This window comes from Acidimicrobiia bacterium, assembly GCA_016650365.1.
Lineage (GTDB): Bacteria > Actinomycetota > Acidimicrobiia > Spongiisociales > JAENVV01 > JAENVV01.
The window spans coordinates 17,432-32,398 of the sequence record JAENVV010000030.1 but is presented as its reverse complement, the minus strand read 5'-3'; the positions used below and the strand labels follow the sequence as shown (position 1 = coordinate 32,398).

13 protein-coding genes, 1 pseudogene and 1 riboswitch are annotated in these 14,967 nt (G+C 60.7%); of the genes and pseudogenes, 3 read left to right on the top strand and 11 right to left on the bottom strand.

The features are described from left to right. Window positions 1-658: 658 nt before the first annotated feature. Genes JJE47_01860 through JJE47_01835 form a run of 6 tightly spaced genes read right to left on the bottom strand, consistent with a single transcriptional unit; the run spans window position 659 to window position 6,016 of the window. On the bottom strand, window positions 659-1,273 hold the full coding sequence (locus JJE47_01860; GenBank protein ID MBK5266157.1) for a hypothetical protein: 615 nt from the start codon (window positions 1,271-1,273) through the stop codon (window positions 659-661). After that, on the bottom strand, window positions 1,270-2,115 hold the full coding sequence (locus tag JJE47_01855; GenBank protein MBK5266156.1) for an NAD(P)-dependent oxidoreductase: 846 nt from the start codon (window positions 2,113-2,115) through the stop codon (window positions 1,270-1,272). Before JJE47_01855 ends, JJE47_01860 begins: the two co-directional genes overlap by 4 nt. A 39-nt stretch (window positions 2,116-2,154) precedes the next feature. Then, a complete protein-coding gene (locus tag JJE47_01850) occupies window positions 2,155-2,997 on the bottom strand; it encodes a fumarylacetoacetate hydrolase family protein (protein ID MBK5266155.1) in 843 nt (280 codons plus the stop codon). A 17-nt stretch (window positions 2,998-3,014) separates the two neighbouring features. Continuing rightward, window positions 3,015-3,848, bottom strand: coding sequence for an ABC transporter permease (locus JJE47_01845; GenBank protein ID MBK5266154.1), 834 nt, complete (start codon window positions 3,846-3,848; stop codon window positions 3,015-3,017). Window positions 3,849-3,883: 35 nt separating this feature from the next. After that, window positions 3,884-4,717, bottom strand: coding sequence for an ABC transporter ATP-binding protein (locus tag JJE47_01840; protein ID MBK5266153.1), 834 nt, complete (start codon window positions 4,715-4,717; stop codon window positions 3,884-3,886). A gap of 6 nt (window positions 4,718-4,723) precedes the next feature. Then, a complete protein-coding gene (locus JJE47_01835; protein MBK5266152.1) occupies window positions 4,724-6,016 on the bottom strand; it encodes an ABC transporter substrate-binding protein in 1,293 nt (430 codons plus the stop codon). Window positions 6,017-6,875: 859 nt separating this feature from the next. On the opposite strand from JJE47_01835, the gene JJE47_01830 reads away from it, so the two are divergent. After that, a complete protein-coding gene (locus JJE47_01830) occupies window positions 6,876-7,775 on the top strand; it encodes a DMT family transporter (GenBank protein MBK5266151.1) in 900 nt (299 codons plus the stop codon). Window positions 7,776-7,792: 17 nt separating this feature from the next. Beyond that, window positions 7,793-8,206 (top strand): acyl-CoA thioesterase, encoded by a 414-nt coding sequence (locus JJE47_01825; protein ID MBK5266150.1) that lies wholly within the window; start codon window positions 7,793-7,795, stop codon window positions 8,204-8,206. A 143-nt stretch (window positions 8,207-8,349) separates the two neighbouring features. On the opposite strand, the pseudogene JJE47_01820 reads toward JJE47_01825, so the two are convergent. From JJE47_01820 to JJE47_01805, 4 genes and pseudogenes are all read right to left on the bottom strand, one after another. Further along, window positions 8,350-9,526 (bottom strand): annotated as a pseudogene (locus JJE47_01820) (hypothetical protein). 221 nt (window positions 9,527-9,747) lie between these two features. Beyond that, a complete protein-coding gene (locus JJE47_01815) occupies window positions 9,748-10,692 on the bottom strand; it encodes an ABC transporter ATP-binding protein (GenBank protein ID MBK5266149.1) in 945 nt (314 codons plus the stop codon). Beyond that, a complete protein-coding gene (locus tag JJE47_01810) occupies window positions 10,692-12,275 on the bottom strand; it encodes an iron ABC transporter permease (protein ID MBK5266148.1) in 1,584 nt (527 codons plus the stop codon). The genes JJE47_01815 and JJE47_01810 overlap by 1 nt, the downstream gene beginning before the upstream one ends. Then, window positions 12,251-13,258 (bottom strand): thiamine ABC transporter substrate-binding protein, encoded by a 1,008-nt coding sequence (locus tag JJE47_01805; GenBank protein MBK5266147.1) that lies wholly within the window; start codon window positions 13,256-13,258, stop codon window positions 12,251-12,253. Before JJE47_01805 ends, JJE47_01810 begins: the two co-directional genes overlap by 25 nt. Before the next feature lie 41 nt (window positions 13,259-13,299). Continuing rightward, window positions 13,300-13,415: riboswitch (TPP riboswitch) on the bottom strand. A gap of 86 nt (window positions 13,416-13,501) precedes the next feature. Here JJE47_01805 and JJE47_01800 point away from each other — a divergent pair. After that, on the top strand, window positions 13,502-14,437 hold the full coding sequence (locus JJE47_01800; GenBank protein ID MBK5266146.1) for an SDR family NAD(P)-dependent oxidoreductase: 936 nt from the start codon (window positions 13,502-13,504) through the stop codon (window positions 14,435-14,437). On the opposite strand, the gene JJE47_01795 is transcribed toward JJE47_01800, so the two are convergent. Beyond that, window positions 14,434-14,871: an SRPBCC family protein gene (locus JJE47_01795; GenBank protein MBK5266145.1), complete on the bottom strand. Its 438-nt coding sequence runs from the start codon at window positions 14,869-14,871 to the stop codon at window positions 14,434-14,436. The two genes, JJE47_01800 and JJE47_01795, sit on opposite strands and share 4 nt — an antisense overlap. Window positions 14,872-14,967 lie beyond the last annotated feature (96 nt).

The window sequence follows — 14,967 nt, the reverse complement described above, 5'->3', positions numbered from 1 at the left end:
GGGTAATTGGATGGCGGCTGACCGCGCATCGGACGGCGTTCGCTGCGGTCGTGACTGTGGCCACCGTCTTGATGGCTGAGCCCTTGGCATTGTGGGTTCACATCGACCACTTCGATTCCCACTTGGCGTACCTCAGTGTTGCAGCCACCGGCCTGGCGCTTCCGTTGATCTGGTTCCGCTGACACTGGCGTCAGGCTGTGAAAGGGGTGGCTCTGGTGCTCGTTCTGACCTACCCGACGGCGGTGATCCTCGAAGCGACCTTGATTGCACTCCGTCAGATCTCTGCCCCGATGAGACTCATCTGAGCTAGCACATGACGCTGGTCACTGTCGCTGTTCCACCAGGTCCGGCCCCGGCTGCTTGCCTCCGCGGTGGAAGCCGGACGGGTGTTCTACATCGCTGCGGAGGACCTGACATGACGGCTCCGGTCTGTGTCGACTGCGGCGACGACGCCGCCCGCTGGTGGGTGGCCTGTGCCCGGCGTGTGTCGCCGACTGCTACTGGATCGTCCGGCCGGCGGCGTTTCGCATGACGACACTGGAGAGCCTCTCCTGGCCCGAATGGTTCGAGATAGAGATCGGTCACTCCACCGATAATGCTCCGTCATGGTTCACCTAACGGTCAAAATCCCGAGGGGAAGCGTCCGGTTTGGGTCGACCTACTCCAGTCCGAGGATCTCAGTCGAAGACTCACCCGAACGGATGCGTTTCATCCAATTTCGCTCCGCCACCACAAGTTGCTCCACGGCGGCCAGTGCCTCCCCAGCCAAGTGTGATGGGACAACCGTGACTCCATCGGCATCACCCACCACAATGTCACCGGGCTTAACTACAACCCCACCACATTGGATCGAAATCCCGTGAGATCCCCGGAAACCCTTGTGGGGGCCAGCCGGGCAGGTGGCCCGGGCGTACACCGGAAATCCCCAAGCAGTGATCTCGTCGATATCTCGAATAGCGCCATCAATGACCGCTCCGACGATTCCTCGCTCGATGGCGGCGGCAGTCATCACCGCACCCCATACAGCCCGGGCAGTGCCGCCCTGCGCATCGACGACCAATACGGAGCCTGACTCGACGTCGACCATGGCTCGGTGGATGCTTGACGAATCTCCGGTACCGGTCATAACGGTGTGCGCCGGCCCGGCCATTCGTTCTCCGCACAGCCGATGGATGCCACCGTCCATCGCTCCGACCCGTCCCACGACGTCAGACAGGTTGGCAGTGCCAATCCCGCTCCAGGCGTTGGGATCGAAGTCTTGCGTGGAACTCAACCGTTATCCTTGTTGCGTACGACCGCGCCGAGACAAGAGACGTCGAGGTCGCCGAATCCGAGATCCAATCCTGCTCGGGTGAGGCTTCGCACAGCCTCCACGACACCTCCTGAGTGGAATTCCTCGCCAACCAGTTCCATGTCCTTGGCAGCCTGACGAAGCGAGAATCCCCCCTTCGGCGCGTCACCGACGATCGATTCAGCTCGGGCCGCTGCTATCGGAGAAATCCGCTCGATGACCGATGCGAATGTTGCGATATCCAGATCTGGATCGCGCTCATGGAGCCATGACAAGCTCTCTGATGCGGCGGCGATCACCGACACGAGGAACCCGTTGACAGCGAGCTTGGCTATCGACCCGCTCCCAATCGGTCCGAAGACAACGGTCCGCTTCGAAACCGCGTCGAACAAGCCCTGAAAGCGATCGAACAACGCCTGATCGCCGCCACCAAGGATCGTCAACTGGGCGTTTTCGGCCGGCTTTACAGAACCGCTGACCGGAGCGTCAAGAAACTGGAACCCTGCCCCGGCGACTCGTTCGCCGATGCGCTCAGCGGCCTTCGCCCCGATGGTCGACGACTGGATGAGTGCCGACCCCGGCTTCGCCCCACTCGCCCAACCGTTCTCACCAAATACGACCTCTTCGACGGCATCGGCGTCTGACACCATGACAAAGGCGACGTCAGCTTGTTCGCCGACGGCCTTTGGAGAATCGACCAGATCGACCCCCTCGGGTGGATCGACCGGCGTCCGGTTCCAGGCCCGAACTTTGTGCCCCGCTTTGGCGAGGTTGTGGGCCATCGGCTGTCCCATGGCGCCGAGGCCGATAAATCCAACGTCCATTCTGAATCTCCTTCGCTCAGCGAGGCACTTCTGTCCAGCTCAGGGACCAACAACCCGATTCCGAAGCTTGCCGAGGCCCTCTACTTCGCACTCGACCACATCGCCGGCGTGGAGGAAGCGGGGCGGGTCCATGACGAACCCAACCCCGTGCGGGGTTCCGGTCAGCATTACGTCACCGGGTTCCAATGTCATCCCTCGGGCGAGGAAGTAGATGAGGTGGTCGATCGAGAAAATCATCTCGGCCGTCGAGGAGTCCTGTCTCACCTCACCGTTTACCAGGGTTTTTACGGCGAGTGCCTGTGGATCTGGTACCGAATCGGCCGTCGTGATCCAGGGTCCGATAGGGCAATACGTGTCGAAGCTCTTGGCCCGAACCAGCTGCCCATCGGCCTTCATGCAATCGCGCGCTGACACGTCGTTGGCCACGGTATATCCGAAGACCACACTACGGGCGTCGGCCTCGGAAATGCCCTTGGTCTCTCGCCCGATAATTAGCGTAAGTTCGGTCTCATAGTCGGCCATCGAGGTCAGCTCCGGATCGACGACGATGTCATCTTCGGGACCGGTCAGCGAAGTGTTGGCCTTCACGAACAGGATGGGATTCGCGGGCGCTTTGGAACCTGTTTCCCGAATGTGATCGGCATAGTTGAGCCCGATCGCCATCAGTTTTCCCGGCGCGACTATCGGAGCCAGGAACGAGGGATCGACGAGTCCGCCTCCCATTGCACTGACGTCGAGAGCCGCCAGAGCGTCCGCGGCATTGACAAGCTCGGGCGTAGTCGTAACGTGAATACCGAGCGATCCAAGCTCGACCCAGGATTCGTCACCAGCCTGGACCACATATACAGGTCCGGTTGCCCCATTAACTCGTGCAATTCTCATAGCAGCTCCTCTCGATCTTAACCGGTGCCCTGGATCTCAAAGACCTCGGACTTTTGCCAGAACAGCAGCTTTCTCTCTGCCCATGCCACTATTCCGAACAGGATTAGGCCGATGACCCCGAGATAGACGATCAGGGCGAATACTCTATCTATTCGCAATGTCTGGGCTGAGAACCTGATCAGCTCGCCCAACCCATGACCTCCGCCCAGGTATTCACCGACCACCGCCCCGACCACGCTGAACACTGCAGCAGTTTTGAGTCCGGCGAAGATAAATGGCAGGGCGGACGGCAGCTTGAGCTTTCTCAGTGTCTGCCATCTGGTCGATTCCATCGACTTGAACAGCATCAACGTGTCGTCGTCCGCAGCGTACATACCCGCGGCCGTGTCGACGATCACCGGGAAGAAGGCGATGAAGAGGGCCATGACGATCTTCGAGGTGACGCCGAAGCCAAACCATGCCACGAAAACAGGGGCGAAGGCAACCTTGGGGAGAGCGTTGAAAGAGACCAGATAGGGCATTACCGCTTTCCTCCCCAACCTGGTTTCGCCAACGACAACACCCAAAACAAACCCTGCGATGGCTGCCAGAAGGAAGCCGAGAACGACCTCTTTTGTAGTGATCCACAGTCCCTCGGCGATATGTCCACCTGTGGCGATGTTCTTCGTCGCGTCCCACAGTTCTTCGAAGGTTTCTGCCGGTCCTGGCAGGAGAATCCTGGAGACGAACTCGAGTTCCGCGACGAGCCACCAGATTCCGAGCATGGCCAACCCCAACACTGTGATCGAAACCCACTGAGGAACCCGGTCAATCCATTTGCCCGAATACCACAGCGTCTCAGCATCGGACATTGCCACGGGTCCGGCTTGTTTTCCGGTCTTCGGAATCATGCTTCGCCTCCACCGTTGATTCCCATGTCGAGGCTATGACGTACCTGACGTACGAGAGCCCCGAACTCGGGAGTGGTCATCATGTCAAGAGTCCTTGGACGGGGAAGGTTTACATCAACTACGGTGGCGATCCGACCCGGACGAGCCGACATTACAAGTACCCGGTCGGCGAGAAAGACGGCTTCCGGGATCGCGTGGGTCACCATGAAGGAGGTGGCGTCTCGTTCGCGACAAATCCGTTGCAGTTCGACGTTCATGTACTCGCGGGTCAACTCGTCCAAAGCCCCGAAAGGTTCATCGAGCAGCAGAATTGCCGGTCCGGTTACGAGCATCCGGCAGATGGCGACCCGTTGCGCCATGCCGCCCGAGAGTTCAAACGGATGGACCTGATCGAATCCCCCGAGGCCCACCAACTCAAGGAGTTGAAGGGCATCTTCCGACTTCTCTTTGGCCGCGGCCGTCCCCGACCTGATTTCAATTGGTAGCAAGACGTTCTCGATCGAAGTACGCCACGGAAGCAGCGTGGGCTGCTGAAACATGATGCCGATGTCCTGACGCGGGCCGGTCACCTCTATGCCGTTCAGCAGCATCTCGCCGGAGCTGGCCGGAATCAACCCAGCCATTATCTTCAGCAGGGTGGACTTCCCACAACCGCTAGGACCGATGACACTGGTGAAAGTGCCGTGGCGAAGGGTTATGTTGACGTCGTCCAGGGCCTTCAAACCGCGTTTGTGAAATGTCTTGGAGAGGTTCGTGATCCTGACGACCTCATCGTTGGCCGGGCGGGACTGTTGTCCCGCCCGGCCAACGGCATCCGTTGATTCGGTCATTCTCTTCTAGCTGCCCGCGTGGGCTTTTTCAACGAAGCTGTTGGTGAACGCCTTGCTCACATCCGGAGCCTCGTCAAGGGTGCCGTCGGCAACGAGGCTGTCGGCCCACGCTTGCCAGGCAACCGGGTCATACGTTCCCCATGGCAGACCGCCGAGTGGCTTGCTCACGACGATCGAAAGATCCAGCAACGCCCTGGCCAGTTCAGGATCAGTTGCCTCTTCCGGATTCATCTTCGCGCAATCGGCCTCGGCTGCGTCCGGGTTTGCCTCACCAAAGAGGGCTCCCTTGACCAAACCATTTACGAATCCCTGGACCAGTTCAGGATTCGAATCGATGAGTGATTGAGTCGTGGTATATCCATTCCCGAAGACGGTCTTGTATTCCGGCGGCGTGATCTCCAACAAAGGCAAGCCGCGGGCTTCGATGATCGCCATGTCCGGTACCGCTGCCGCATAGGCTTCGATTTCACCCCGCTCGAAGGCTGCAGTGGCAGGACCACCGTCTCCGACCGGGAGGAACTCGTAATCGACGCCTTCTTCGAGACCGGCCGCAGTGAGGATCGGTCGCACAAAGGTCACTTCAGATCCCTCTGCGGTCCCCACGCCGATGACAGTAGGAGCGCCATCGCCTTTGAGGTCTGCCGGTACTGTGTAGTCGGAATCTGCCAAAACGACGAGTCCGAACAGCGCCTGGGCGAAACCGTTGTAGATGGCGACAGGATCTTCACCGGCCGCCCGGGCGGCTAGCACCGGACCCGGACCAGGAATACCGAATTCGGCCTGGCCGGCAGCCATCGCCTGCAACACGGCCCCTGATCCGTCTACGGCCTCAAACGATGCGTCGATGCCTTCTTCTGCAAGGTAGCCCTCATAAATGGCGGTGCATAGGCTGAACCAGATCACTGCGGAGGGGTTGGGAGCCAGAACGGTGACTTTGGTCAATTCCGCGGCCGCTGCCGTTGTGGCAGTGGCGCCAGCCGTTGTGGTCGTATCACCGTCCGAACCACAGGCGGTAAACACCAGCGCCAATACAACGAGCAGAATAGTCAATGAACGTTTCCTCACGATTTCTACCTCCAGATAGGCTTTCGCCGTCGATCCTGTCCGGTGGATAGCGGCAAATTTCACACAGTCCGCTCCCAACAGTTCTGATACCTTACATTCATTCAATGCAGGATTTTGGGTCCGGGAGGCTCGTTTCAGGTTTTTCGGTGGCGAGGGAGTAGCGCCTGTCGCGTTATCAAGCACACCGCTGCCTGACCAAGCCCGGGAGGGGACACATGGATTCTGGGAGTTCATTATGTCGACCGCTTCGCCCTCTTCGTCGACTCAATGAGTGCGATACTTCGATGGAAAGGAGGGTTCTGTGCGCGATCGCGCTGCGAGCGGGCGATGCCTGGGTCGGGTTCTTTTGTCGCATAATCGGTCCTGCGTCTTGCGTTTGCTCCCCATGAAGACCAAGGCCGAGTACGAGCCTGACAAGATCCCACTTTCGGCAGCCGCCAAGGCCGTCGAACGCGCTCAGGCGTGCGTCGCCATCGCCAGCTGGGTCGTCACCTCACTGCCCTGATTGAGCACCACACCCCGTCTCCGTGCGGACTCGCCGCGGACTCCCGAACATGAAAGCCTCGGTCAGGACGTCGAAACTACCGGTCCGAAAAACCAGCGACCACTGCGGAGCGGAGGGAATAGGCGCAACCGTTTCTGCGTCTGCGAGACCGAATCACCGAGCGCGACCGATTCCCAGCTAGGCAAAGCCGTTTTGTCACCAGCAGCCGGCTTTTGATTTCCAGGTTTTGATTGTGCGGGCTCCAAGGAATGCAAGTACGTAGCCGGCATACGCAACGGATGGGGTGGGGGGATCTTGTGATCCGTCCAGCACCTGATAGGCGACGCGACGGTCCGGTGGAAAGAAAAGGTTGGCCGGCGCCGCCCAAAGGGGGTAGGGCGACGCCAGCCAGTGAAGCAAGGTACTGGGAATTGACCGCGTTGTGTGAGTCAGTCGGCCAGGGATTTGCTCAGACTGACTTCAATCGCCTCCCAGCATCAACCTCGCTTCACGTACACCTTATACCGCTGAGAGTGGTCTAGGTCGCATTTCGCGATACTTTCGGTGACCACAACGCGGATATCTGGGGACCGCTAACGTTCCCGGCTGATGGGAACCCGGATCATCTCAACCTCAGATGGCACGAACCGTGGAGCTTTTGCAGCGGGCGACTGGGGACTGTTTCTGTCCGTCGCCCTTATCTGGGGATCCTCGTTTCTATTCATTTCCATCGCATTGAACGATTTTGATCCTGGTTTGATCACCTGGTTGAGAGTGGCGTCCGGGGCGGCAACCCTGGCGTTGGTGCCGCGATCTCGCAAGCCGATTGAGCCAGAGGATCGTTCAAAGCTGTTGGCGTTGTCGTTTCTCTGGGTGGCGATTCCCTTCACGTTGTTTCCGTTGGCGCAGCAATACATCAACTCCTCCGTGACCGGGATGCTGAATGGGGCCACGCCGATTTTTGCAGCACTCGTCGCCAGCTTGCTCCTCAAACGACTGCCGCGCCTCGCCCAGGGGGGAGGTCTCATGTTGGGTTTGGTCGGGCTGGCGCTGATCTCGATTTCGTCTGGTGGACAAGGTAAGACTGCCTGGTACGGGGTGGTGATGGTGCTGGTTGCAACGCTCTGCTACGGCATCGCTCTCAACATCGCAACCGGTCTACAACAGAAGTACGGGTCTCTCCCTGTCATGGGTCGCATGTTGTCTCTCGCCACCATCTGGGTGTCGCCATTTGGACTGGCTTCCCTCGCAGGTTCCCATTTCTCGATGGCTGCTCTCGGGTCGGTGTTGTTCATCGGGGTGGTAGGCACCGGACTGGCCTTCGTGATCATGGGGAACCTGAGCGGCCGGGTAGGGCCGACCAGGGCCTCGTTTATTACCTATCTCATCCCCGTCGTGTCGGTGATCCTGGGCGTCGTACTTCTCGCCGATGAAGTCACGGGTGTGGCGGTGGTGGGAATTGGCCTGGTGATCGTCGGGGCGATCCTGGCCTCCAGGCGCGAGGCGTAGGCGCTAGGTTCTCGGGCATGGCCCATGTCGACACCGTCCGGGTTCGTTGGTCAGAAGTCGACCCGTACAACCATCTGAACCATGCTCTCTATCTGACCTTCTTTGAACAGGCCCGGATTGATGCCCTCGCCGAGATCGGATTCTCGATGGGCCAGCTCCAGGCCCTGGGATGTCAGATCGTCGTCACGGAGGTCGCCGTGAAGTTCCTCAAATCGGCGTTGGGCGGCGACGACGTCCGAATCGAAACGGAAATGATTGAGACCCGGCGGGTCAGCACGAGTTGGCGCCAGCGCATGTACCGCGACGACGAGCTGTTGGCAACCATCGAGCTGACCGCCGCGATCACTGATCTCGGTGGCAAACCCCGCCGGCTTCCTGATGGTTTCGCCGAGGGGCTCGCCTTAATCGCCGGTGATCACGAGCCGCGGTAAGCAGGCGCCGTGGGGAGGACAAGTTCCGGTCCTGCCGTGCCGCGAGTTGCGTTGTGAAGTCGAGCGAGTTCATCGACATGCTGGTCGAGGAAATCATCGGCGACGTTCGGATCGTCGCCTAGCAGTGCGGTGGCCAGGCGAGCTCATGCCCCACTGACGATCACCATCTCGTTCCCTTCGGGGTCGGCGACCCGCCAGCGATCCTCCGACTCCTCAAGGAGCCGGCCACCGGCTGCGACGATCGTGGCGAGACGCGTTTGCGCGTGGTCCAACGGCACAGCGAGCTCGAAGTGGATGCGGTTGCGCTGCCGGCGCCGCTCCGTCTCCGAAGCGTCGAGCTCTTGGAACACCAGCACCGGGTTCAGCTGCCGCGGATCGTGGATGTCGCTGACCCCGGCTCGCCGGTCGTGGGTGTATCCGAGTGCGGCGACCCAGAACGCGCGGACCGCGGCGACGTCGGCGGCGTCGAGGACGAGCTGGGCGAAGCGCGGCAGCCCCTGATCCGCAGTGGCCCCGAGTTCGCGGGCAGCGGTCTGGAGGTTTCCGGCGAGGTCGGTGAAGTCGAGCTCGAGGCCGTGGGCGTCGTCTTCCCACTGGTCCTTACCGCTGTCGATGATCACGAGCCCGGGGCGCAGGTCGACCAGCAGCGGGAAGCCCGTGTCGTCGGCCAGCGCCGCTGCTGCGGCGGCCAGGTCACGCTGCTGCGTCGGCGAGGTGGTGCGGTAGCACGCCATCGCGCTGAACACCGCCTGCCAGTCGGCTGTCCCGATCGTCTCGCCCGAGCGCCTGGCCCGGCACCAGGTCGACCTCGTTGCCGTCGGGGTCGGTGTGGCAGACCCCGAACGGTCCGGATGCCTCACCAAGACTCGCCTGCTCGACCGCCGCGGCCGGCCGCACCACGTCGAGGTGGATGCGGTTTCGAAGCGGCCGCGGCTCCGTCGACTGCCGGATCCGTATCGCGGGGTCGCGCCGCAACGGATCCGCCAAACCGCCGTCCTCCCCAGGCGCGTAGTCGAGCACGCGCTGCCAGAACCGCCTCACCACAGTCGGGTTCGCGGATTCGAACACGACGCTCAGGTGCTGCAGCACGGCAGGGTTCGCGGCCAGCCCGAGATCCCGCGCGGCCGCCGACACCGCCTCGGCGTGCCCGTCTGAGTCGAGGCGCACCCGCATGCCCGTCGCGCGCAGGTCAACCACGATCCCGGGCGATAGCTCCACGATGCGCCCGGCCAGCGCAGCCCCCTCGATCAGCGAACGCGCGTCGAACCATGCCGTCGCAACGCCATCGACCACCCGCCAATCCGTTCCCATCTCTGTCATACCCGGCACTCTAGAGCCCATTCCGGACGATCTCCTTCCGGATAGTGATCATGTCACGGCCGGGGCATTGATGGACGCCGTGACCAATCCCGCTGAGCGTCTCGCGCAACGGTCTTGTGCTGGTCAGGCTCCGCGTGCAAGGTCTCTGAGGAGAGGATTGACGCTCTCGGCATTGACGGCGATACCGGGTGTGGTCGACATCCGTCGATCATATATCGCTGTCAGTTCGACAGGTCAACGACTCCGGTAGGGTCGATGGAGATAAGAATCTCTTCTCCGGGAGTGAAAGCCGTGGCGGTGGTAAACGTGAGCCGTCTCCCGGAAGCGGTGGTCGTGACCAGGCGGTAGCGCCCCTCGTCGAACGACACCGACTCGATGGTGGCAGGTTCGCCCTTAGGATCGATCGAGATTGCTTCGGGCCGGACCAGCACTTTGCCTCTTTGGGGATCGTCGACAATGTTGGTCATCCCCAAAAAGCGGGCTGTCCATTCGTCTGGCGGTTCCCTCCACAGTCTGTCGGGGGCGGCGCAGGCAACGATTCGACCGTTACGCATTACTGCCACACGGTCGGCCAGTCCGAACGCCTCACCTTGGTCGTGTGTCACGACGATGGTCGTTAGCTCCCGCTCTCGAAGCATGTCGGCCAGTTCGTCGATCAGCCGGGTTCGCAGCTCCCGATCCAATGAGCCGACCGGCTCATCAAGTAGAAGTAGTCGAGGTTTGGGGGCCAACGCCCTGGCCAAGGCAACTCGCTGTTGCTCGCCGCCCGACAGCGACGATACCGCCCGTTTTTCCATTCCGGACAGTCCAACCCAATCCAGGGAGGTCCCCACTTTCGAAGCAATCTGATCGTCGGGAACGCCCTGCATTTCAAGCCCAAACCCCACATTTCTACCAACCGTACGGTGCGGAAAGAGCGCATAGTCCTGGAACATGAAGCCAAAATTGCGAAGGTGCGGCGGCACGTTTGTCAGGTCCTCGCCAGCCCACTTAACGACGCCCTGGGTGAGCGGAACCAGCCCGGCGATCACTCTCAGCAGTGTGGACTTTCCCGCTCCGCTTGGCCCAAGCAACCCGACGATCTCGCCATCCGCAACCTGCAGATCGACGTCATGGACGATGGTGACTCCGCCTAGGGCTGCCGAGACGTCTCGTAGGTTCAGCATTAGAGGTCCCCTGCCCGATACCCATCGATAGCCAGAATCACGACTGCCGTAACCAGCATCAGAATGGTGCTCATAGCCATCGCCTTACCGAAACTTGCCTCGGCCGGCCGAGCGAGAAATCGGAAGATAGCCACCGGCAAGGTTGGTGCGCTCGGACGGGCGATAAAACTGGTTGCTCCAAACTCGCCGAGCGAGACGGCGAAGGCCAATCCTCCACCGGCGGCGAGTGCCTTGGCGGCGATCGGGAAATCGATCTTGCGGAGCACCTGGCGCGGAGACGCCCCCAGGGTGGCGGCCGCCTCGCGCAGATGATTGCGAATCGATGCCAAAACCGGAACCGTGGTTCGGACTACGAACGGGATCGCTACGAGGGCGTGGGCGATCGGCACCAGCATGGTTGATGTCCTCAGGTCGATTGGCCAATCGAGCGCGACGATGAAACCAAATCCGATTGTCACCGCGGAGGTCCCGAGCGGGAGCATAAGCAAGGTGTCGAACCATGTTGAGGTTCGGCGGGCGGCGATGACGACCGAAGCCAAACCGCCGATGAGTACCGCCAGGGCCACGGCTGCGAGGCCGAACCGCAATGAGTTACCAATGGCGGTAGCGGGCGTGACAAGGAAGGCCGAGTCCGGGTTCGTCAATGCAGCGTAGTTGGCGAACCCGTAGCCATTGGCGGTCGTGAAGGATCGAACGACCAGCGTTACCAATGGTCCCAGTTCGCCGATCAGGGCGGCACCGATAATCCCAAACACAACCGTGCGCTCTTTCCACCCGGTTGGGGCTGGTAGTCGTCCCGTCCGGACAGCCTGTTGGGTTTGGCGCTTTCGCTGCCAACGGGCGTATACGGTCAGCACCACGGTCACGCCGATGAGTTGGATAACGGCCAGGGTGGCGGCCCCCTGGAGATCGAGGAGGAAGTAGCGGCGCCAAACCGCCACCTCGATGGTTGAGTACCGGATACCGCCGAGGAGCAGAACTACTCCGAAGGACGTGAATGAGAACAAGAAGACGATGGCGCTGGCTGCGGCGATGGCCGGACGGAGCAATGGGAGGGTGACCGTCCGAAACGCCGTCCAGCGATTGGCGCCCATGGTGCGGGCTGCCTCAACAAGGCGGTCGTCGATGGACTCCCACATGCCGCCGACTACACGCACGACGACCGCCAGGTTGTAAAAGACGTGGGCGATCAGGATGATCCAGACGGTTTCGACGAGGGGCAGCGCTGAGGTGCGTCCGAACAACACCATGAACGCAGCTGCCACTACCACCGTGGGCATTACAAACGGGATGGTCATGGCTGCTCGGAGTAGTCGTCGTCCCGGGAAGTCGAATCGACTGAAGGCCCATGCCACCGGCATGCCAAGCAGCACGGTTAGGACGGTCGAGGCCGCGGCTTGCCAGACGCTGAACCACGCCACCCTCCCGATCCGGGCCGTCTGGAGTATCTCAGCCCATGAGCGTCCGTCGCCGGACGTCAGACTCACCCACAGAATCGAGACGAGCGGATAGACGAAGAAGTACGCCAAAAACAGCGTCGGGATGGCTACGAGCCACCTTAGGGAGCGGCGATTTGGGTCCACTCGTCAATCCATCGGTCGCGATTGGCGTCGATCGTTTCGGGGTCCATGGTCAGGGGGTTAGAAGGAATCTCGGTGTAGTCGACAAACTCGGTAGGTAGCGCCGCGTCGGTGCGGGCAGGGAAGACGAACATGTTGAGAGGGATGTCTTCCTGGAAGTCCTTGGACAGCATGAAGTCCACGAGCTTCCGGGCGGCCTCGGAGTCCTTAAGGATTCCGGCGTACTCGACCTGGCGGAAGCAGCCATTGGTGACTGTGGCAGTCAACGCTTCGTCAGTCGGTTCCTCAGCAAAGATGACGCCGGCCGGTGGTGAAGAGGCGTAACTGACCACAATCGGCGATCCGGTTCCTCCGCCGCCCGTGAAGTTGGTGTAATAGGCGGTCTCCCAGTCTGGGGCAATGACCGTTCCGTTGGCGAGCAGGTCCGTCCAATAGTCTTGCCAGCCATCCTCGCCGTATTCGACGATCGTTGCCAGTAGGAACGCCAGGCCTGGCGAGGAAGTCGCCGGGTTCTCAACAACGAGCATGTTGGCGTAGGCAGGCTGGAGCAAATCATCAAGGCCCGCGGGGGGAGCGACCTCGGAAAAGGCGGACTTCTCATAGTTCAGGCAAACATCACCGAAGTCGATGGGAGTCACCCGTGCGTCCGTCACCAGGGAAGGGTCGACGTTGGAGAGGGCAGGGGATTCATACGGCACGAACAGGTCGAGTGCCCGGGTTAGCAACGTGTTATCGACTCCGTACAGAACATCTCCCGTCGGATTGTCCTTGCTGAGAACCGCCTGCGTAACGAGGGATCCACCATCACCGCCTTCGAGAACCGTGACCTTAATTCCGGTCTCAACAGTGAACGCGTCCAACGTTCCCTCAGATAGGGCGAAAGAGTCGTGGGTGAGTAACACGAGTTCGGCCGGTTCGTCGGTGGTGGTTGTCGAGCAGGCGGCCAGGACGAAGCTGGCGACGATGACGGTGGCAAAAAGTTTCAAGTTCGATCCTCCTCCGTTGGAGGATGAGGATCCCACTTGTGATGAGGTTTCCACACGCTTCCTCCGCTGGCATGATCCAGTTCAGGTTCTGCGGGTCGGAAGCGACGTTGTCAGCTTCCCTCTCAGCTCGTTGGCCCGAGCTCCCCGGAGTGGTTATGACGTGAGTCTAGGCGCAAGTTCAGCTTTCATGGTTGAGCCTCTCTCCAATGTACGGTATGGAGCGTTCCAGGGTACATTCGTCGCATGAAGCAGAACTCGCGCCTTGATCAAATCCTTGATCGGACCCTTCTCTTTAGTTTCACGTCTGTGGGGTACGGGCTTCGCAAAGGCAACTTCAAGCCGTTGCCCAGAATCGAAGGTCGCAGGATCGTGGTGACCGGGGCGACCTCGGGCCTCGGTTTGGTGGCGGCGCGTGAATTAGCCGACCTCGGGGCAGCGGTCGTGCTGGTGGGCCGCAACCAGGCGAAGGCGGCAGAAGCAGCTCGCCAGATCCAGCGAATCACGGGAAACGAAGCGATCTCTGTCGAATTGGCCGACCTCAGCCTGATGGCCGAGACGCGCGCCCTCGCCGACCGACTGACAGCCGGTCCGCCCATTGACGCGTTGATCAACAACGCCGGGGTCCTGGTAGCCGCTCGAACCGAAACGTCAGAGGGTCTCGAACTTACCCTGGCGACGAATCTCTTGTCCCACTTCTTGTTGACGGAAACGGTACTGCCGCACATCAAGGACGGCGGTCGGATCATCAACGTATCGTCAGGGGGGATGTACTCGCAGCGAATCCGGCCGGCTGATTTGCAGTTCAAGACCGGTGAGTACACGGGGACGGCTGCCTACGCTCGGACGAAACGGGGACAGGTCATCCTGACCGAGATCTGGGCGGAGAGCCTGGCCGATCGGCGGATCACGGTGAGTGCGATGCACCCGGGCTGGTCGGATACGCCCGGAGTTTCCGACTCGCTCCCGGCCTTCTCAAAGCTCATTGGGCCATTGTTGCGGTCCCCAGAAGAGGGGGCGGACACAATGGTATGGCTGGCATCGACTGACGAGGAGGTCCCATCGGGGAAGTTCTGGTTGGACCGTACACCGAGGATCACCCACATGGCCGACAAGACCAGGGAACGGCCCGAAGATCGGATGGCCCTCGTCGAGGGCCTTCGTAGACTGGCCGAGCTTTAGTTTTTCGAATCCAGGGCAGTTTTCAATCCGTTGACGGCGTCGCTACCGAGTTGGTCGAGGTCTTTGCGAACGAACAGCGTGCCAATCTTGGCCAGTCCTTTGAATGTGAGATCGGCCGTGTAACGGATTTCTGTCCCCGTGGCAGTCTCGGAAAACTCCAGGGAATCGACCGCTGACAGGATGTCACCTTCCCCGGCCAGCACGAGACGATGCGGCTTGTCAAGCGTGGTGATCGTATACGTCATTTCGCTCTCGCGACCTTTGAAGGTCGTTACGAGATCAAAAGCTGTTCCGACTTTGGCTGGAGCGCTCGATGCCTTTTTCGCTCGGACGACGCCCGGGTCCCAGTCTTGGGTGTTCGCGAACTCAGCGGTGTAATCAAAGGCAGCTTCGATGGGGGCAGAGACCGTAATCGTCTCTTTTAGCTGAATCATGGATATCCTCTCGTTTGCCCTATCTATACGGGGCTGAATGGCGTTGCGGATCGCCAGTATGGTGGGTAACACAACAGAGCTTGGAGAAGTCCTAGG

Excerpts from the sequence above, each read along its gene's own strand:
- JJE47_01840 (MBK5266153.1), bottom strand. The coding sequence starts at position 4,717 with ATGACCGAATCAACGGATGCCGTTGGCCGGGCGGGACAACAGTCCCGC.
- JJE47_01850 (MBK5266155.1), bottom strand. The coding sequence starts at position 2,997 with ATGAGAATTGCACGAGTTAATGGGGCAACCGGACCTGTATATGTGGTC.
- JJE47_01830 (MBK5266151.1), top strand. The coding sequence starts at position 6,876 with ATGGGAACCCGGATCATCTCAACCTCAGATGGCACGAACCGTGGAGCT.
- JJE47_01815 (MBK5266149.1), bottom strand. The coding sequence starts at position 10,692 with ATGCTGAACCTACGAGACGTCTCGGCAGCCCTAGGCGGAGTCACCATC.
- JJE47_01835 (MBK5266152.1), bottom strand. The coding sequence starts at position 6,016 with ATGAACTCCCAGAATCCATGTGTCCCCTCCCGGGCTTGGTCAGGCAGC.
- JJE47_01845 (MBK5266154.1), bottom strand. The coding sequence starts at position 3,848 with ATGTCCGATGCTGAGACGCTGTGGTATTCGGGCAAATGGATTGACCGG.
- JJE47_01855 (MBK5266156.1), bottom strand. The coding sequence starts at position 2,115 with ATGGACGTTGGATTTATCGGCCTCGGCGCCATGGGACAGCCGATGGCC.
- JJE47_01795 (MBK5266145.1), bottom strand. The coding sequence starts at position 14,871 with ATGATTCAGCTAAAAGAGACGATTACGGTCTCTGCCCCCATCGAAGCT.
- JJE47_01825 (MBK5266150.1), top strand. The coding sequence starts at position 7,793 with ATGGCCCATGTCGACACCGTCCGGGTTCGTTGGTCAGAAGTCGACCCG.
- JJE47_01800 (MBK5266146.1), top strand. The coding sequence starts at position 13,502 with ATGAAGCAGAACTCGCGCCTTGATCAAATCCTTGATCGGACCCTTCTC.